At 71.2% G+C, this 16,543-nt stretch carries 18 protein-coding genes; 9 read left to right on the top strand and 9 right to left on the bottom strand.

From position 1 onward, the window contains the following. Window positions 1–45 precede the first annotated feature (45 nt). The 8 genes from SMD11_RS04605 to SMD11_RS04640 form a co-directional block, all read right to left on the bottom strand. Entirely contained in the window at window positions 46–228 is a 183-nt protein-coding gene (locus SMD11_RS04605) for a rubredoxin (RefSeq protein WP_372471937.1), read from the bottom strand. Beyond that, entirely contained in the window at window positions 225–1,106 is an 882-nt protein-coding gene (locus SMD11_RS04610) for an alpha/beta fold hydrolase (protein ID WP_087925204.1), read from the bottom strand. Before SMD11_RS04610 ends, SMD11_RS04605 begins: the two co-directional genes overlap by 4 nt. Then, window positions 1,106–2,206 carry a fatty acid desaturase gene (locus SMD11_RS04615; protein ID WP_087925205.1) on the bottom strand — a complete coding sequence of 367 codons (1,101 nt, stop codon included), beginning with the start codon at window positions 2,204–2,206 and terminating at the stop codon, window positions 1,106–1,108. Before SMD11_RS04615 ends, SMD11_RS04610 begins: the two co-directional genes overlap by 1 nt. Before the next feature lie 14 nt (window positions 2,207–2,220). Continuing rightward, window positions 2,221–2,517, bottom strand: a complete 297-nt coding sequence (locus SMD11_RS04620; RefSeq protein ID WP_087925206.1) for an acyl carrier protein — start codon at window positions 2,515–2,517, stop codon at window positions 2,221–2,223. An 80-nt stretch (window positions 2,518–2,597) separates the two neighbouring features. Next, a complete protein-coding gene (locus SMD11_RS04625; RefSeq protein WP_234365893.1) occupies window positions 2,598–3,545 on the bottom strand; it encodes an acyl-CoA desaturase in 948 nt (315 codons plus the stop codon). A gap of 16 nt (window positions 3,546–3,561) precedes the next feature. Then, entirely contained in the window at window positions 3,562–4,563 is a 1,002-nt protein-coding gene (locus tag SMD11_RS04630) for an acyl-CoA desaturase (RefSeq protein ID WP_087925208.1), read from the bottom strand. A gap of 12 nt (window positions 4,564–4,575) precedes the next feature. After that, window positions 4,576–6,333, bottom strand: a complete 1,758-nt coding sequence (locus SMD11_RS04635) for a fatty acyl-AMP ligase (RefSeq protein ID WP_234365894.1) — start codon at window positions 6,331–6,333, stop codon at window positions 4,576–4,578. A gap of 127 nt (window positions 6,334–6,460) precedes the next feature. Further along, on the bottom strand, window positions 6,461–7,258 hold the full coding sequence (locus tag SMD11_RS04640; RefSeq protein ID WP_234365895.1) for a thioesterase family protein: 798 nt from the start codon (window positions 7,256–7,258) through the stop codon (window positions 6,461–6,463). 576 nt (window positions 7,259–7,834) lie between these two features. Between SMD11_RS04640 and SMD11_RS04645 the strand changes: the two genes are divergently transcribed. The 8 genes from SMD11_RS04645 to SMD11_RS04685 all read left to right on the top strand — a co-directional run bounded on the left by SMD11_RS04645 (window position 7,835) and on the right by SMD11_RS04685 (window position 14,975). Continuing rightward, complete coding sequence (locus SMD11_RS04645) at window positions 7,835–8,827, top strand: beta-ketoacyl-ACP synthase III (protein WP_199843797.1); 993 nt, start codon at window positions 7,835–7,837, stop codon at window positions 8,825–8,827. Between the two features lie 184 nt (window positions 8,828–9,011). Continuing rightward, window positions 9,012–9,752, top strand: a complete 741-nt coding sequence (locus SMD11_RS04650; RefSeq protein ID WP_087925211.1) for a 2OG-Fe dioxygenase family protein — start codon at window positions 9,012–9,014, stop codon at window positions 9,750–9,752. Between the two features lie 257 nt (window positions 9,753–10,009). Next, entirely contained in the window at window positions 10,010–10,888 is an 879-nt protein-coding gene (locus SMD11_RS04655; protein ID WP_087925212.1) for a MetQ/NlpA family ABC transporter substrate-binding protein, read from the top strand. 5 nt (window positions 10,889–10,893) lie between these two features. Beyond that, the gene (locus SMD11_RS04660) at window positions 10,894–11,916 is read left to right on the top strand and encodes a methionine ABC transporter ATP-binding protein (RefSeq protein WP_087925213.1); all 1,023 of its coding nucleotides are present in this window, start codon (window positions 10,894–10,896) and stop codon (window positions 11,914–11,916) included. Then, entirely contained in the window at window positions 11,913–12,575 is a 663-nt protein-coding gene (locus SMD11_RS04665; RefSeq protein WP_087925214.1) for a methionine ABC transporter permease, read from the top strand. The genes SMD11_RS04660 and SMD11_RS04665 overlap by 4 nt, the downstream gene beginning before the upstream one ends. A 178-nt stretch (window positions 12,576–12,753) precedes the next feature. Continuing rightward, a complete protein-coding gene (locus SMD11_RS04675) occupies window positions 12,754–13,233 on the top strand; it encodes a hypothetical protein (RefSeq protein ID WP_087925216.1) in 480 nt (159 codons plus the stop codon). Between the two features lie 297 nt (window positions 13,234–13,530). After that, on the top strand, window positions 13,531–14,160 hold the full coding sequence (locus tag SMD11_RS04680; protein WP_087925217.1) for a DUF4956 domain-containing protein: 630 nt from the start codon (window positions 13,531–13,533) through the stop codon (window positions 14,158–14,160). Next, entirely contained in the window at window positions 14,157–14,975 is an 819-nt protein-coding gene (locus SMD11_RS04685; protein WP_087925218.1) for a polyphosphate polymerase domain-containing protein, read from the top strand. The genes SMD11_RS04680 and SMD11_RS04685 overlap by 4 nt, the downstream gene beginning before the upstream one ends. A gap of 54 nt (window positions 14,976–15,029) precedes the next feature. Here the strand turns inward: SMD11_RS04685 and SMD11_RS35285 are convergent, their stop codons facing one another. Further along, the gene (locus SMD11_RS35285; RefSeq protein WP_159395218.1) at window positions 15,030–15,185 is read right to left on the bottom strand and encodes a hypothetical protein; all 156 of its coding nucleotides are present in this window, start codon (window positions 15,183–15,185) and stop codon (window positions 15,030–15,032) included. Between the two features lie 223 nt (window positions 15,186–15,408). On the opposite strand from SMD11_RS35285, the gene SMD11_RS04690 reads away from it, so the two are divergent. Then, window positions 15,409–16,524, top strand: a complete 1,116-nt coding sequence (locus SMD11_RS04690) for a carboxylate-amine ligase (RefSeq protein WP_087925219.1) — start codon at window positions 15,409–15,411, stop codon at window positions 16,522–16,524. Window positions 16,525–16,543: the final 19 nt, after the last annotated feature.

A 16,543-nucleotide genomic window follows, 5' to 3' on the forward strand; every position in this document is an offset into this window, starting at 1 on the left:
CCGGCGGGTGCTGGCGGCCCGGCGGGCGGTGCGGGTCTGCGGGGGCTACAGCGGTGCCATCACGAAGTCGGCCTTGGTGGTGCCGCAGTCCGGGCACTCCCAGGTGTCGGGGATCTCCTCCCAGGGGGTGCCCGGGGCGATGCCCTCCTCGGGGAGTCCGAGGGCCTCGTAGTAGACCCATCCGCACACCAGGCACATCCATGCCCTCTTGCCCATGTCCTCGCTCACGCGATGGTCTCTCCAGTTCTGGATCCGTGTTCGGCGACGAACGCGGAGACGGCGCTTTTCACTTCGGGCGACATGAGGATCCCCATGTGGCCCCGTCCGGTGGCCCTTTCGAGGCGTACGTCCGGCAGGCCGGCCGCGATGACCTCGGCCTCGTGGAACGGTACGACCGGGTCGTCGGGGTCGTGGATCGCCAGCACCGGGCACGGCAGTTCGCGGCCGAGGCCGACGACGTCCCAGTGGCTGACGGGCACCCCGTTGCGGCGGTGCAGTTCCCGGTAGATGCGGTCGAGGATCGGGCGGGCGAGCCGCAGCTCGCTGCGCGCCCAGGAGTCCAGGACGGCGTTCAGGGTGCAGGTGGGCGCGACGAGCGCGAGGCAGTCGACGGGCCGGTCCGGCCGCAGGGCCAGGGCGGCCACGGCGGCGATCGAGCCGAGCGAGTGCGCGACGATCACCCGCGCCCCGCCGAGCGAGTCGAGCGCGGCACGGGTGGCCGCGGTGTACTGCGTCATCGTCGCCCGGCTGCCCTCGGACACCCCGTGGGCCGGGGCGTCGAACGCGGCCACGCGGTAGCCGAGTTCGCGCAGCGGCGCGATGAGCGAGTACATGCTGGAGCTGTCGGCGCCCCAGCCGTGGACCAGCAGCGCGGTCGGCACGGGCGCGCCGTCCGCGTCCTCGTCGTCGCCCCACAGATAGCCGCCGCGCACGTCGGGGTTGCCCTCGATGACGAACCGGCGGGCGCCCAGCGGAAGGACGTTGTCGGGGCGGACACCCATCTTGCGGGTGCGGGAGAAGACGTCGGTCGCCCAGCGGCCGCCGACGCCCGGTGCGAGGGCGCCGACCGCCGCGTGGGCGAACCGTCGTAGGGAGAGTGGTGTCATCACGAGGTCTTCACGGGCACCGGCTTGGCGTCCGCCGGTGCGATGCGGGTACGGGAGAAGTCGGTGTAGTAGCCCGACTCGGTGTCGTAGAAGTGCAGCCGCCGGACGATCCGGGCCAGCTGGCTGATCCTGACCTTCTCCTCGCGGACCATGCCGGGGTACGCCGCCTTCAGGGCCGCCTGGGCCTTGCGGAGGTTGTAGTAGGGCACGACCGGGGCCACGTGGTGCGCGGTGTGGATGGAGATGTTGTGGGTGAGGAACAGCAGCCACTTGGGGTAGACGTAGTCGGTCGTCACCAGCAGCCGGCTCGCGTTGCGGGTCCAGTGCTCGTTGGTGAGGTACGGCACGTCGCTGGAGCTGTGGTGCATCAGCGTCGTCGCGCTGAACCACGCGTGGGTGGCGAGCCAGGGCGCGACGAAGTAGATCAGGAAGCCGGTGAACCCGGTGAACCAGATCAGCGGCGTGAAGTACAGGACGCACACGGCCAGCACGAAGACCATCGACCGGCGCACGTCGCGGCGCGCCTCGCGCTTGGGGAAGTAGCCGGGCCGGAAGCCCGACTCCCGCCAGTAGTTGATGGTGCCGCCCCAGAACGCCCAGGTGCGCGTCCCGTGGTAGATGACCTTCTCGTGGAAGGGCATCCGGTCGTAGAGCGCCGCCGGGACGGGACGCCAGTCGGTGTCCAGCTCCAGGTTGTTGGTGTGGCTGTGGTGCAGGTTGTGGACGTGCCGCCAGGCGTGGAAGGGGTAGATCAGCGGCAGCAGCGCCACATGGCCGACCGCGAAGTTGAACTTCCGCGACCGGGAGAAGGAGCCGTGCCCGCAGTCGTGGGCGATGCAGTGCAGCCCCCAGCCGCCGAGGCCGGCGACGATCCACAGGGGGATCCACAGCAGCCAGTGCGGTGCGAAGGCGACGCCGGCGATCGCCCCGATGTAGAGCGCCCAGCTGACGGCGAACCCGAGGACGCCGCGGGCCACCCGGGGCTCGAAGTAGTCCCGGGGGATGGCCGCCTGGAGGCGTTCCCCCTCGATCTTCTCCGACTTGCGGAGGAATTCCTGGAAGTTCTCGTCGGGTGCCGACGGAAAGTTGTAAGCGGCCATCGTGGCGATCCCCTTCAGCCGGTCCGGCCGGACAGTCTGAGCTCTTGCGCGAGGTAGCGGCTCAGGTCGTCGATGGTCTGGTGCTCGTAGAGCAGACCGGGCGAGAGCCTGCGCTCGACGACCTTCTCCAGGGACCCGGAGACCTGGACGGCGACCCGGGAGTCGAGCCCGTAGGCCTCGAAGGACTTGGTGGTGTCGATCTCGGCGGGCGCGACCTCGATCCGCTGGGCGAGGTGGTCGACCAGCCACTGCCGGAGGGAGTCCTCCGTGAGCGGGCCGGTCAGCTGCGTTTCCTTCTTGCGTCCGAACATGGGTGGTGTGGCTCCTGCCGGGGAGGTGGATCTGGATCTGACGGGTGCTGAGGGGTACCGACGGGCCGGGTGGCGGCCTGTCAGGCGGCTTTCTTCATCGCCCGTTTCCTGGCGATGGTCGCCTGGTCGGGTTCGCGCAGCTCCCACACGACGCCCGCCTTGCCGAGGCCGAAGAGCAGCCAGCCGCTCAGGTCCGGCTCCCACCAGGTGACGCCGTGGCGGTACGAGCCGGGGAAGGCGTGGTGGTTGTTCTGGAGGCCCTCGCCGAAGGTGAAGGCGGCGACGGGCCAGTTGTTGGCGCTGCGGTCGTCGTTGTTGAAGGGGCGGCTGCCGATGGCGTGGCAGACCGAACCGACGCACCAGGCGGCCTGGTTGGCCACGAAGATGCGGGCGAAGCCGCCGAAGACCAGGGCGGTGAGGGCCGACATCGGCGTCCGGCCGACGGCGAAGCCGATCACGGTGGGGATCAGCAGGCCGGTGAGCACCCAGGCGGGGTAGGTGCGGTGGTACCACATCAGCCGGCGGTCCCGCAGGACGTCGGGGGCGAAGACGGTCCACTTCGACGTCTCGTCGCTCAGCATCCAGGGCATGTGGGCGTACCACAGCCCGCGCAGCCGGGCCCGCAGGCTCCAGCCGTGCAGGTTCGGGGAGTGCGGGTCGCCCTCGCGGTCGCTGAAGCGGTGGTGCCGGCGGTGGGTGGTGACCCAGAACATCAGCGGACCCTGGGCCCCCATGGACCCGGTGATCATCATGATGCCCTCGAACACGCGCGAGGTCTTGAACGCCTTGTGCGAGAGGTAGCGGTGGAAGCCGATGGTGATGCCGCCCATGTGGACGAAATACATCACGACGAACAGGACCAGGTCGGTGGTGGTGAAGTTGCCGGTCCACAGGAACCAGACCGCCGCGAGCGTGCCGATGAGCGGGAGGGTCATGGTGGTCAGTGCGGAGAATCTTTTGATGCGGCGGCTGGCAGGGTCGAGCTTGACGATTGCCGCCGCCAGCGGATCAGCTGTTGCCGAGGACACGAGAGCCACTCCTTTTCTACTCTGACCGTGCGCGTTTGGGGTAGCGGACGTGGGAGACCAGGCCGAGCACGTCCAGCAGCCGGATGACGCCCCCGGCGATGTCGATCTGCCAGAAGGTGTGCCGGTTGTGCGCCAGGGCCGGCTTGGCGTGGTGGTTGTTGTGCCAGGAACCGCCGACGGAGAACGGCGCGAGCGGGGCCACGTTGCGGCTGCCGTCGCGCGTCCGGTAGGGGCGGTTGCCCAGCGTGTGGCCGATCGAGTTGACGCTCCACGTCACATGGTCGAGCAGGAAGATCCGGGCCAGGCCGCCCCAGAGGAGGCCGCCGGCGGCGCCGCGGGCGCTGCCGCCGGTGAGCGCCCAGCCGAGCAGCGCGGGCAGTGCCAGGCCGGCCAGGACCCAGACGAAGTAGTACTGGTTGATCTTCATCACGAGGCGGTTGCGCATCAGGTCCGGGACGTACTTGCTCCAGTTCTGCCGGCGGACCGTGAACAGCCAGCCGACGTGCCCGTGCCAGAAGCCGCGCGCCCTGGCGAAGCGCCGGCCGTCCTCGATGGGCCGGGGCGAGTGGGGGTCGCCGTCGCGGTCGGTGAAGGCGTGGTGCTGGCGGTGGGTGGCCACCCAGAAGACGATCGGGCCCTGGGCCGCCATGCTCCCGGCGATGCCCCAGAAGGCGGTGACGCCGGGCTTGGCCGCGAAGGACAGATGGGAGAAGAAGCGGTGGAAGCCGCCCTCCACGCCCAGCGACGTCACCAGGTACATGCCGACGAGCAGCCCGATGTCGACGGCGCTGATGCCGTAGTGGAAGGCGAAGACCACGGCTCCGGCGAAGCCGAGGGTGGGCACGCCGACGGTGACGTAGGCGAGTCTTCGCGCCGAGGCGTCGGTGTCACCGGCGAGGGCGCCGGGGGGAGCGGCGGGCCGCCCGGCCGCGGTGCCGGTGCCCTCGGCCGGTGACGAGGAGGACTGTGCGGAGGTCTCGGGGGACTTCTCGGGAGATCTCTCGGGGGAAACCGTCATGGTGGACTCCAGTCACCGCGCGGACAGCGGCTTGTCGTCGGTGGCCAGGGCCAGCTTCTTGAGCGTCCCCTGGACGTAGGCCTTCCGTGTCGCGTCCCTGCGGACCTTGCCGCTGGTCGTCATGGGGATCGCGCCGACCGGCCCGAAGTGCACGTCGGCCGGCCGGACGCCGTGGTCGGCGGTCACCGCCGCGATCACCGCGTCGAGGACCGCGCTCCCCTCGGCGGCCAGCTGGCGGGCGGTGCCGCGGTACTCCGCGACGACCACCAGTTCCTCGCCTGCCTCGCCGGGGCGGGAGAAGACCGCGGACCCGCGCAGCTTGTCGTGGGCCTCGCGGACGGAGTGCTCGATGTCCTGCGGGTAGAGGTTGCGGCCGGCGATGACCACGAGGTCCTTGAGCCGCCCGGTGATGTGGAGCTCGCCGTCGAGGAGGAAGCCCAGGTCCCCCGTGCGCAGATACGTTTGTTCACTTCCCGAAGGCGGACGGACGTCGTCCGCGAGGCGGGCGGTGAAGGTCTCGGCGGTGAGCTCGGGGCGGCCGAGGTACCCCGCCGCGACGCTGGGGCCGGCGACCCAGACCTCGCCGACCCGGCCGGCGCCGGCCGGACGCCGGGTCTCCGGGTCGACGATCAGCACCTCGTGGCCGACGGCGACGGCGCCGCAGCTGATGATCCGCGCCGTGGTGTCCGTGCCGAGGGGGTCCGCCGCGCGGACGATGCCCCTCTCCAGGGCCTCCTTGTCGAGGAGTCGCGTACGGACCTCGGTGCCGGACCGCTTGCCCGAGACGTAGAGCGTCGCCTCGGCCAGCCCGTAGCAGGGGATGAGGGACGTCTCGGTGTAGCCGCGCGGGCCGAACCGCTCGCGGAACCTGTCCAGGGTGGCCCGGGAGACGGGCTCCGAGCCGCAGAAGACCTGGCGCAGCCGGCTCAGGTCGAGCGTCTCCAGCTCCTCGTCGGTGACGTTCGACGTACAGAGGTCGAACGCGAAGTTCGGGCCGACCGAAATCGTCACCTTGTGGTCGGTGAGCGCCTTGAGCCAGCGGTAGGGCTGTTGCACGAAGTGCGCCGGTGACAGCAGTACCAGGGGCCAGCCGCCGTGCACCGCGAGCAGGAGGGTGCCCATGAGGCCCATGTCGTGGTACGGCGGCAGCCAGGTGCAGCCGACCCGGTCGGGCTCGTAGCCCATGTTCTCCTCAAGGGTCAGGCAATTGCTGACGAGGTTGGCATGGGTGAGGACGATGCCCTTGGGATTCCCGGTCGAGCCGGAGGTGTACTGGAGCAGTGCCGGGTCGGCGAGCCGCGGGGGCTGCCGGTCGGGTGCGGCGGCTTCCTTGAAATAGGCGTCGTCGACGAATATCCACCGCGGGCGGGGGACGGATTCGGGGAGTTCGGCCTCGAATTGGCCGACGCGGCCCGCCAGCCGGGTGTCGGCGATGATCACATCGGGTGCGCAGTCCTCGACGATCGAGGCGAAGCGCGCCACGGCCCGTTTGCCGGTCGGCGGGAAGGAGGGCACCGCGGTGGCGCCGGCCCGGAATATCCCGAAGAGCGCGGCGACGTAGTGCACCCCGGGATCGAGGGCCAGGACGACGCGGCGGCCGGTGAGCTCCCGGTCCAGCAGGTCCGCGGCGATGCGGCCGGCGTGCTCGGCGAGGTCCTGGTAGGTCCAGTCGACCAGCTCGTCGCCGGTCCCGTCGGGCAGGAAGCGGAAGGCCAGTTGCGGGGGCTGGGCCGCCCGGTACTCCAGGATCTCCGGCAATGACGTGGGCAATGACGTACGGGCCCACCCCGCTAAGCGGTCCACAGCTCCCCCGTTTACTTCAGCCTCGTGACCGAGACCCGTCATCGAGCCAATGGCGGGTCCTGAATTCTTTTCGTTCCGCGCACGATGGAGCTCGTCAGTCCGTTCGCACGACGCGGAGTTGCTGGGCGGATCCCAGATGGGTGCCGTCCGGGCCCCAGGCGTCGATCTGCTCGTCCACCCAGCCGTCGGCGCTGGCCGACCGCGTCCGCGCGCGCAGCAGTATCCACGGCGACTCCGCCCGGGCGAGATTTCCGCTGGGCCGTACCGTGAGTTCGACGGTGGGCACCAAGGCTAGGGTCGAGAGCACCGCCGCGTAGGAAGGTGCCAGCGAATCCATCAGAAAGACGAAGCGCAGCGCGTCCGGCGGCTTCTCGTCCTCCACCATCCTTATCCAGGCGATGAGTTCGGGTTCCGAACCCCCCGCATAGGGGCGGCTGGGCCCGACCGGCCGAATCTCCATGTACGGGGAAATCGCCACGAACTCGGGTGGAATGGTGAAGATTTCACAGTCCTCCGGAGGCGGTGCCACCGGAGGGGCCGGCGCGAACGTCCGCCAGGCCGCCGGCTTCAGGGACCCGAAGATCGCCTGGGCGTCGACGTGAATTCCCTTGGCCGTCACCGCGCGTGCGCCGATCGTCGAGACCGTACGGCCGGAGCGAATCACCGAGGTGTCCACCCGGAAGTCGTCGCCGATCGGCCGGTGGAATCGGGCAGTCGCGCTCGCCAGCGGAATGTCCGGTACCGATCCCTGCATCGCCGAGGTCATGAGCGCCAGGGTGAGGCCGCCGTGGAATCCCCCGAAGCCATGCAGATGCACTCCCGCGCCGATCGCCCCGGAGGCCGGCCGGCTTAACAGATCCGCAGGTGAGAGCGGTGTTGCGGAATGGGTCACGACTCCTCCGAACCGGCAACCGGAATAACGCCGTCAGCGAGAAGGACGGACACCTTGCAGTGGTGGAACCCGATCGTCGACAACAGGCCAGTCTTTGCGAGGAGTTGGATCACACGAGTGACCGTAGAAGGGCCGCGCCATACCAAGCAAGCAATATTTTTTGTGACCCGCATCACGCTTGTTCGAATCCTCGGAAGGGCGTGACGTTCAACACTCGACATACGGATGCCGGTGGGTTGCGGACTCCAACCCACCCCGGCGATAGTCTCCCCGCGGGTGAGTTCACGTTCTGGCTTGGGGGGGCCTGTATGCGCGGCACGGTGATCGCCACCGGAGCTCTCACCCGGGCCGGAAATCGTCCGGCGCCCGAGCGTCCCACCTGCCGGGACCGGGTATCCGCACCCCTTCGGGATCAAGGCCGGAGCGCCTTTCCCGGACCCGTCCGCCGACCCGCGCGGACCGGCTGTCACTGATCGCGCCCGCGCCCCGCCTCCCGTCGGCCGCACCGGAATCCGGTGCCCCCTCCGACAGTGTGCGACGCCCGGCATCCAGAACGGACCGAGGGTTGGTATTGCCATGCAGATACAGCGAACCACCGCACAGGACGCAGGAATTCTGGGGATCGGCGCCTACCGTCCGCACCGCGTGGTCACCAATGAAGAGGTGGCCTCCCGCACCGGGCGTACGGCCGAGTGGATACAGCGGCGCACCGGGATCGTGGAACGCCGCTACGCCGCCGCGGACGAGACGGTCGTGGACATGGCGGTGGAGGCGGCGCGCAAGGCCGTCGCCGACGCCGGCGTGGAGCCCCACCTGATCGGCGCGGTCGTCCTGTCCTCGATGTCGGGTCTGCGGCAGAGCCCGGGGGACGCGACGGAGATCGCCGACCGGCTCGGCACCCGCGGCGCGGCCTTCGACCTCAACGCCGCCTGCGCGGGCTTCTGCTACGGCCTGGCCCTGGCCGCCTCGATGGTGCGGGACGGCGCGGCGCGCTACGTCGTGGTGATCGGCTCGGACAAGATGACGGACATCATCGACCCCGAGGACCCGTCGGCGGCCATCCTGTTCGCCGACGGCGCCGGCGCCATGGTCGTGGGGCCGCGCGAGGAGTGCGGCATCGGGCCGGTGGTCTGGGGCTCCGACGGCAGCCGCCGCGAGCTCATCGCCCACTCGGCGAGCTGGCTGGAGTACCGGGACGAGCCCGGGACCGTGTGGCCCACCATGCGCATGGCCGGGCCGGAGGTGTTCCGCTGGGCCATCGAGGAAATGCCCAAGGTCGCCGCGGCAGCGCTCGACGCGGCCGGAATAAGACCCTCCGATCTCGCCGCCTTCGTGCCGCACCAGGCGAATCTGCGGATGATCGAGACCGTGGCGCAGCGCATGGAGCTGCCCGGACACGTCGTCGTGGCCCGGGACGTGGCGCACACGGGCAACACCTCGGCCGCCTCCGTGCCGCTCGCCGTCGCCCGGCTGCGTGAGTCGGGTGCCGTGACCAGTGGCGATCTGGCGCTGTTCCTGGGATTCGGCGCGGGTCTCACCTGGGGGGCGCAAGTCGTACGCCTTCCGTGACGGGTGAGGCGTACGAGGCGGACGGCGAACCGGTTCCGCAGGTACACCGCGCACTTTCAGGCCAGTCCCCGCCTCTCTCGCCTTACTGTCGGACGAGGGGCCCTCCTCGCCCCCGACCCGACGCCGCCCGCGCGGGCCCGCACCCGGGCCGGCGCCCCGGCCCGTACGAAGGCGAGGACATCGGATGACCTCAAGTCCACTGCGCGCGCGGCACCTGCCCGACGCGCCCCCGGCGATACGCGGTGCCACGCACCGGCCGCCCTTCGTCCACTTCGGCCCCGGCCCGCTGACGGACGCCCTGGCGCCGGTCCCCGAGGGGGACGTGGCGGGGTTCCTCGCCTCCTGGGACGACCTGCCGGGCGACGCGCACCTGGGTACGGACACGCCCTACCGCTTCCGCCGGTACGGGAAGTTCCGCCTCCGGTCACGGCGGCTGGAGCAACTCCCCCACGCCGCCTTCTTCCAGGACGCGTCGGTGAACCGGGTGAACGGCGGCGTCGAGCGGCTCTTCGCCCCGCTCCACCCGCCCGTGGCGACGGGCGAGCCGCTGCGCCGGATCGTCCTCGCCCTCCGGGACCGGCTGCCCGGCCCGGGCAAGGGCATCGACACCTGCGGCGTCCACCAGATCCGCGTCGTCGCGACCGTCAACGCCGAGGGGCACCCCGCGCCGGAGGGCGTCCACCGGGACGGGCACTGTTACGTGGCGCAGGTGCTGATCCGCCGCCAGGACGTGCGCGGCGCGGAGTCCTGCCTCTACGACCTGGAGCGGCGCCCCGTCCACCGGGCCGTGCTCACCGCGCCCCTGGAGACGATCGTCCTCGACGACCGCCGGGTCCTGCACGGCGTCTCCCCGGTCCGGCCCACCGCGGGAGCCGTGACGGGCCTGCGGGACATGCTGCTGGTCGACTTCTTCGGCGGCCCCTGAGGAGGCGCCGGGGGGGCGGCGAGAGACGCGGCGGATGCGGCCGGAGGACCGCTCAGGATGTGGCCGAGGGCGCGCCCGCGGAAACAGCCGTTCATAAGAACGCAGCAAATACCTTCGCTTTATTGCGGAGACGTGAATCCTGCCTTCGTTTGACAGTTAGTTGTCGGTTTCGCTCATACGATCCCCGGAAAGACGCGGGCGCTGACCCCGTACGGCGCCGCGTCTCGCACCGTCCTGTCTCCTGGAATGAGCCACCGATGACACTCCCCCTCCCCCGCCGACGCGTCCTGGCGGCGACCACCGCCGCCGCCCTCGCCCTGCTGCTGTCGGCCTGCGGCCTGTCGGACTCCGGCGGCGGGAACCAGGTGCGGATCGGTGTCAGCGGTGCGGACGAGGAGTGGGACGTGCTCGCCGAGGAGGCGAAGAAGGAGGGCATCGACGTCAAGATCGTCACCTTCGACGACTACCAGCTGCCCAACAGGGCGCTCGCCGACGGCGACATCGAGCTCAACGCCTTCCAGCACCTCGCCTTCCTCAGCCAGTTCAACGCGCGCAACCACACCGGGATCGTGCCGGTCGCCTCCACCTCGGTGGCGCCGATGGGCCTGTACTCGCTCAAGCACGAGAAGACCGACGAGATCCCCGACGGGGCCCGGATCGCGATCCCCAACGACCCGTCCAACCAGGGCCGGGCGCTGCTGGTGCTCCAGGCCGCCAAGCTGATCGAGCTCAAGGAGAAGGCGGGCATCTACGGCACCCCCGAGGACATCAGCGCCAACCCCAGGCATCTGAAGATCACCCCGGTCGACGCCCAGCAGACCCCGCGCAGCCTCAAGGACACCGCCGCCTCCGTCATCAACGCGGGCGTCGCCGAACTGGCCGGCTACAAGCCGGAGCAGGCGATCTTCCACGACGACCCGGAGAGCGCGGCCGCCCGGCCGTACGTCAACGTCATCGCCGCCGACGGCAAGGACAAGGACTCCGAGAACGTCCGCAAGGTCGTCGAGCTCTACCGCACGAAGAAGGTCCAGGAGGCCGTGGCGAAGTCCGCGCACGGGGCCCGCTATGTCCTCGACATCCCGCGGGCCGAGCTGGAGCGGGAGCTCGACCGGCTGACGAAGCAGGGGAAGGGCTGATCCCGGTGATCGAACTCCGTCACGTCACCAAGACCTTCCCCGCCGGGGGCGGCGACCGCGGCTCCGTGTTCCGGGCGGTGGACGACGTCTCCCTGACCGTCGAGCGGGGCAGCGTCTTCGGCATCGTCGGGCACAGCGGCGCCGGCAAGAGCACCCTGCTGCGCGTCATCAACTACTTGGAGGAGCCCACTTCCGGCAGCGTCCTCGTCGACGGAGAGGACCTCGGCGCGCTCGGCGAGCGGCGGCGGCGCGCCGTCCGGCAGTCGATCGGGATGGTCTTCCAGCAGTTCCACCTCTTCCGCTCCCGCACCGTCCTGGGCAATGTCGCCTACCCGCTCAGGCTGGCCGGGCACCCCCGTCGGGAGGTGCGCGAGCAGGCCGCCGAGGCCCTGCGGTTCGTCGGCCTGGAGGACCACGCGCGCCGCTACCCCGAGCAGCTCTCCGGCGGCCAGCGCCAGCGCGTCGGCATCGCGCGGGCGCTCGCCACCTCCCCGAAGGTCCTGCTGTGCGACGAGGCGACGTCCGCGCTCGACCCGCAGACCACCGGGGAGGTGCTGGACCTGCTCAAGCGGGTCAACGCGGAGCTCGGCGTCACGATCGTTCTGATCACCCATGAGATGGACGTGGTGCGCGGCATCTGCGACCGGGTGGCCGTCATGGCCGACGGCCGGGTGGTGGAGAGCGGCGGCGTCTACGACGTCTTCGCCCGCCCCCGGCACCCCGTCACCCGTTCCTTCGTCCGCTCCGCCCTCCACGACGTGCCGGAGGGCGCGGCCCTGGAGCGGCTGCGCTCCCGGCACACCGGGCGGCTGGTCACCGTGCCCGTCACCCGGGACGGCGCGGACGGGTCCGGCCTGTCGCGGCTGCTGCGCCGGTACGAGCTGGACTTCACGATCGCGCACGCCGGTGTCGGCGAGGTGCAGGACCTCCCGCTGGGCAGCGTGACCCTCGAACTCCGGGGCACGGACGACGCGATCGACGCGTTCCTCGGCGAGCTGGCCGGCGCCCGAGAGGCGGCCGTGGCATGAGCGTCGACTGGAACGAGTTCTGGGTAAAGGTCGTCGACGCCACCGGCGAGACCGTCTACATGGTGCTGATCACGCTGGCGCTGTCGGCGGTGCTGGGCATGGCCGTCGGCCTCGCCCTCTACGCCACCCGCAAGGGCGGCGTCCTGCCCAACCGCGTGGTGTTCGCGGTGCTCAACGTGCTGATCAACGTCATCCGGCCGGTCCCGTTCATCATCGCGATCGTCGCCCTGTCACCGGTGACGCGGAGCGTGGTGGGCACGATGATCGGCACCGAGGCGGCGATCTTCCCCATGGTGGTGGTCGCGACCTTCGGCGTCGCCCGGATCGTGGAGACGAATCTCCTCGCCGTGGACACCGGTGTCATCGAGGCGGCCCGGTCGATGGGCGCGAGCCCGCTGCGCATCGTGCTGACCGTGCTGGTCCCGGAGGCGCTCGGGCCGCTGGTCCTCGGCTTCACCTTCATGCTCGTCGCCCTGATCGACTTCTCGGCGGTGGCCGGGACCGTCGGCGGCGGCGGGGTGGGCAACCTCGCGATGACGTACGGCTATCTGCGTTTCGACACCTCGGTGATGGTGGTGACCGTGGCGGTGCTGATCGTCCTCGTGCAGATCGCCCAGCTGCTGGGGAACCTGCTGGCCCGCAAGATCCTGCGCCGGTGACGGCGGCCGGTCCGGGCGCCCCCGCGCCCGGACCGGCCCACCGGAACCACGCGGCGCACGCGGCCAAGTCCGTTCCCGCGAATGGGGAACAGATCATCGAGTTCCGTGAACGTGACCGTATTCTCGACTCCGACGCGTTCCACGTCCCCATCCGCAGCCGACCGCTGGAGGTCAGCCGGTGACGGCCACTCCCCCGTCCGTAGAACTCCTCGGCGCGCGGACCACCGAGCCCCGCGTCTCGTACGCCACGTTCTTCCTGCGCGGCCTGGAGGACGGCGCCGATCCGCAGGCGGCCGTCACCACCGCCCCCAGACGCTGGGCGGTGCTCGCCGGGCCGGGCGGTGTGCTCTTCCGGTGCGCCACCACGGACTTCCACCCGCATGTGCGGCTGGAGAGCTGGTCCGGCGAACCGCCGGCACCGCCGGGCGGCTGGGACACCCTGGACACGGTGGAGTTCGAGCTGTTCCGGCACGGGAAGGTGCGGCTCAACGAGTGGGACGGTGGTCCGTCCGGCGAGCCGGTCGACCTCGGCGGGCCGGGCGTCTACCGGCTGCGCGCGGCGAGCCTGGGCCGCGCCGCGGCGCGGGAGCGGCACCAGGCCGGCGAGATGTTCTTCCACGGCACGGAGGAGTGGCTGATCCAGGTCTGGCCACGCTGAGCCGCGGCCTGGACGGACCATCGCCGGGGAGGTCGCGCCCCCGGACCGTACGCGGATTGCCCCCCCCGGATCCCTCTCCGGTCCCCCGCGGTTCCCCCCGATTCCCGCTCAAGTCCCGCGCGGTTCCCCCTCAAGTCCCCCGCAAGACCGCCTTCTGCGACAAGGCTCGGACCGTTCAGGCCACTTGCTCTCCACCGGGCATCAAGGACGCGCATTGTTCACGGGAACGTGTGTACATGTTCACCCTGCGTTTCCCTATCTTCGGTGTCCCTTCTCCCGCGTACAGAGAGCGAAGCCATGGACTCCCTCCGACACCTCGCGGCCCACCTGGGGCTCGACCTCGCCGCCATCTGCCTGCTGACCTTCGCCATCTACTATCCCAGGCACCGGCGCCGCGACCTCGTCCCGGCCTATCTCGCCCTGAACGTCGCCCTGTTCACCGTCGTGGCCGCCCTTGCCGAAGTGGGCGGCAGCGGCGGGACCGCGCTCGGCTTCGGACTCTTCGGAGTGCTCTCGATCATCAGACTCCGCTCCGACGCCGTGCAGCACGAGGAGGTGGCGTACTACTTCACCACTCTCGTCCTCGGCCTGCTGTGCGGCCTGCCGCACCTGAGGTTCGCCCTCGCCGCCACGCTCAGCGCCGTACTGCTCCTCGTCGTCTACGTGGCCGACCACCCCCGGCTGTTCGCCCGCTCGCGCCGCACGGTCGTCACCCTCGACGCCGTCCACCGCGACCCCGCCGCGCTCCGCGCCGACCTGGCCCGGCGCCTCGGCGAGCCGTTCCACTGGACGGTCATGGAGGTCGACTTCGTCCGCGACCTGACGGTCGTGGACGTCCGCTACCGCGAACCGAAGCCGGGTGCCGGCACCGTACCGGCCACCGCCGGGACCGCCCAGCACACCGCTCCGGCGTGGGAGTCCGTATGACCCTCGCCCCCGAGACCCCCGCCCCGCACGCGCCCGCCGCCGTGCGGGCCGTCCTCACCGCGACCCGGACGGCCGACGCCATCTCCCTGGCCGAGGTCAACGAACGCGCCGAGCTGCTCGCCCGCTTCGACCGCAGCTACCTCGTACCCACAGAAACCTTTCTCCGGATGGTGGACCGGCTCACCGACCCCATGCGCCCCGGCGGCCCCTTCCGGGCCCTGACCATCGGCGAACGCCGCGCCTTCCGCTACCACTCGGTCTACTACGACACCCCCGGCCTGCGCTCCTTCCACGACCACCGCCAGGGCCGCCGCCTCCGCTTCAAGGTCCGCGAGCGGGTGTACGAGGACAGCGGCGAGCGGCAGTTCGAGATCAAGCTCAAGGGCCGCCGCGGTGACACCGTCAAGCACCGCCGCCCGCTGACCGGCGCGGACACCCCGCTCGACGACCCCTTCCGGTCCTTCCTCGCCGACACCCTGCACCGCGCGTACGGCATCGACGCGCCGGCCGCGCTGCTGCCCTCCCTCAGCACGGACTACCTCCGCGCGACCCTGGTGGCCGACGGGGAGCGCGTCACGTGCGACGCCGGGCTGGTCTGCGACGACCTGCGGACCCGCCGCTCGGTGCGGTGCGACGCGGGCCTCGTGCTCGTGGAGACGAAGACGGCCGGGCACCTGACGGAGGCCGACCGGCTGCTCCACGCGTACGGGGTACGGCCGGCGGTGTTCACGAAGTACTGCGGGGCGCTGGCGGCGCTGCGGCCGGGGCTGCCGGGGAACCGGTGGCGCCGGGCGGCGCGGTGCGCCTTCGGCTGACGGCCGCGGTGCCGCCGCCGGGCTCCGGGCCGGACGGGCCGCGCGCCCCGCGGACTACCGCTCGCTCGGCTCGTGCTGCTGCGGCTCCACCGTGTGGAAGCACTGGCCACAGACGTAACCGCCCACCGGCCCCTCGTGCACCGACCACCCGCAGTGCGCGCAGTGCATCAGGGCCGCGTTGGCATGAGGGAAGTCCTCCGACTCGTTCATCCGGTACCTCCGCAATTGGCGCACGCCCAGTCCCCGTTCGGCCCCTGGCGCATCTCCGCACCGCAATGCGAGCAGTTCATCCCACACCGCCCTACTGACAGAGACCCTACGAAAGGTTCATACCACGCGGGGCGCGGCACTTGAATGCCCGAACGGCGGCGCACAGAGGCGTGTCGGCTCGCGCTTCCTTGGATCCGGAGCCGGTAGCGGGGAACCTCCCACCATGACGACCATGGGTGTCGAGGAGGAATATCTGCTGCTCGACGCGGTCAGCGGGCTGCCGGTGCCGCTGGGCGAGAAGGTCCGGGCGACGGCGGGCATGCGGCCGGTGCCGGGCGCGGGCGAGGTGCACTCCGAGCTGTTGCAGTCCCAGATCGAGATCGCCACTCCGGTCTGCCGGAGCCTGGACGAGCTGGGCGACAGCCTGGTGAGGCTCCGTCACGCGATCGGCACGGCGGCGGAGCGGGCGGGCTGCCGGGTGGCCGCGTCCGGCACCGCGCCCTTCTCGGGCCGCACCCCGCCGCCCGTGACCGACGAGGCGCGCTACCACGACATCCACGACGCCGCGCCGCAGCTCGTGGACGAGCAGCTGATCAACGGCATGCACGTGCACGTCGGGATCCCGGACCGGGACACCGGCGTGGCGGTGCTCAACCGGGTCCGCCCCTGGCTCCCGGCGCTGGTGGCCATGGCCGCGAACTCGCCGATGTGGTGCGGGCACGACACCGGGTTCGCCAGCTGGCGCACGGTCGTCTTCGGCCGCTGGCCGGTGAGCGGCCCGCCGCCGCTCTTCGAGGACGCCGGGGACTACGAGCGGCGGGTGCGGGCCGTGATGGCCACCGGGATCCTGCGCGACCGCGGCCAGCTCTACTGGCAGGCCCGGCTGTCGGAGCGCTATCCGACCGTGGAGGTGCGCGCCCTGGACGTGCAGCCGCGCGCCGAGGACGCCGTCATGTTCGCCGGCGTCGTACGGGCCCTGGTGGACACCGCCGTCTTCGAGGAGAAGCGCGGCGTGCCGTACCCCACGCCCTCCTCCGAGATGCTGGACACCGCGAACTGGCAGGCGGCGCGGCACGGCCTGGGCGGGGACCTGATCGATCCCCTCGGCCGCCGCCGGCCCGCCGACGAGGTCGTCGGCCGGCTGCTCCGCCATGTCTCCCCCGCCCTGGAGCGGTTCGACGGCGCCCGCCGGGTCGCCTCCCTCCTGCACCGGCTCCGCACGGAGGGGGCGGCGGCCGACCGGCAGCGCCGCGCCCTCGCCGAGGGCGGGTGGCGCGCCGTGATGGATCTGGTGTGCCTGACGGCATCCCGTCACCCACACGAGCGGAATTCGGACTGATCGCTCCGGACGGGGGCCG

Source organism: Streptomyces albireticuli (assembly GCF_002192455.1).
In the GTDB taxonomy this organism is placed as follows: Bacteria; Actinomycetota; Actinomycetes; order Streptomycetales; family Streptomycetaceae; genus Streptomyces; species Streptomyces albireticuli_B.